Origin of the sequence: Dietzia sp. DQ11-38-2, assembly GCF_014145055.1 — a bacterium.
In the GTDB taxonomy this organism is placed as follows: domain Bacteria; phylum Actinomycetota; class Actinomycetes; order Mycobacteriales; family Mycobacteriaceae; genus Dietzia.
The window spans coordinates 253-1,954 of record NZ_JAALDW010000505.1; the positions used below are offsets into that span (position 1 = coordinate 253).

General features: G+C 69.8%; 2 protein-coding genes. Both read right to left on the bottom strand.

Features of this window, described 5'->3' with window-relative positions; genetic code table 11:
* The coding region (locus tag G6026_RS15860) for a putative glycolipid-binding domain-containing protein (RefSeq protein WP_347238125.1) at window positions 1–533 on the bottom strand (533 nt) is incomplete at its 3' end.
* A gap of 64 nt (window positions 534–597) precedes the next feature.
* A partial coding sequence (locus tag G6026_RS15865) for a cytochrome P450 (protein WP_182613741.1) occupies window positions 598–1,702 on the bottom strand: 1,105 nt, incomplete at its 5' end.

The following is a 1,702-nucleotide window of genomic DNA, read 5'->3' on the forward strand; positions in this document are numbered from 1 at the left end:
GTGATCCCGTGGACCTTCTCGTCGTCGCTGGAGAAGGTGACCGTGTCCTCGCTGACGTCGAGGGTGAGGGAGTCCACCCGGAGAACCCGCTCCTCCACCGACCCCGGCTGCGAGTGCAGCCCGAGCCGCCGGCTGATGACACTTGCGAAGAACACGCTGTAGGTCACGTCCACGTCGACGACACCGGCGCCACCGACGCGGGAGCGGGTGTCGGAGGGGTCGTCCAGGAGCCAGGAACCCTCGTCGTCACGGACCAGGTCGATGGTGCGCTCGTACTCCTCCGTGGAGACGGTCAGCTGCACCCGGCACGGGGCCAGGTCCGATCCGAGCTCCACCTGGTACTCGAGGGTGAACGCCTGGTGTTCTGGATGCGCCGCGGAGACGATCCGGCCGTGGGCGCGGGAGAAGTCGCCCTTCGGGACGATTCTCACCTGCTCGATCACCCTGCCGGTCTCGGAGATCCACGTGTACATGCGGGGGGCCGAGGCGCGCGGCGCTTCGACCTGCGACGAGGGCGACTGGGAAGCGTTCACCTCTCCTACGGTAGGAAACTCCGCACCGAAAAGCACATCACCCTCCCGTCGTCGCTGACCGTCGTCACCTCGGGAGCAGCTCCACGCGTGCGCGTCGCCACGGATACAGGGTCACGTTCCGCGCCCTGGGCCATTCGCGGCCGCTGCCCACGGGCTCGAGGCGGAACCGCGTCAACACCTGCCGCAGGATCACCTCGCCCTCCATCATCGCGAAGGACGCACCGATGCAGCGCCGGGCCCCGCCGCCGAAGGGCAGCCACGTGGTGGGGGTCGGGACGTCGCCGAGGAAACGACCGGGGTCGAAGACCCTCGGAGCGGGATAGGCGGCCGGCGCACGGTGGGCCAGGATGATCGACGGCGAGATGGTCATCCCCCGCGGATAGGTGCGACCACCGACGGTGGCGAGCTCCTGCAACTCCCGCATCACCATCGGGACCACCGGGTGCAGCCTCAGCGTCTCCTTGAGCACGGCGTCGAGGTACTCCGTTCCACCGGCGGCGATCTCGGACACACAGCGGTCCTGGATCCCGGGGTGCCGGGCCAGTTCGAGCACCGACCACGCCATGGCGGTGGCCGTGGTCTCGTGGCCGGCGGCCACCAGGGTCATCAGCTGGTCCCGCAGTTCCTGATCGGACAGCCCCTGCGCGTCCTGGGCGGACGCCCGCACCAACAGTGCCAGCAGGTCCCGTCGCCCTCCCAGTGCCGGATCCCGGCGGGTCGCCTCGATCTCCTCACCCAGGAAGGCGTGGATGGTCGCGAGATCCCGGACCTGCCGACTCCACGGTCGGAACCGGCGCAGCGGCTGGATGCCCATGCCGATCATCACCACCGGCCCGGCGTCCACCGCCCGCGCGACGATCGGCCGGATCCGGTCGAGGCGGGCCGAGTCCGTGACCCCGAACACCACTCGCAGGATCACCTCGAGGGTGAGCTGGTTGAACAGGATGTGCGCACGGACCCGACCCGACCGCGGCCAGCGGTCCAACTGCTCGGTCGTGACCTCCTCGACGAGCGAGCGGTACCCCTCGATCTCGCGACGTCCGAACGCGGGAGCGAGGAGCCGTCGGGCGCGCGCGTGCTCGTCACCGTCCTGCAGGAGCAGTGAGTGGTCCCCGAGCAGTGGCCGCAGGAGTTCGTTGCCCTTGCCCGCGTGGAACACCGAGGGCGAG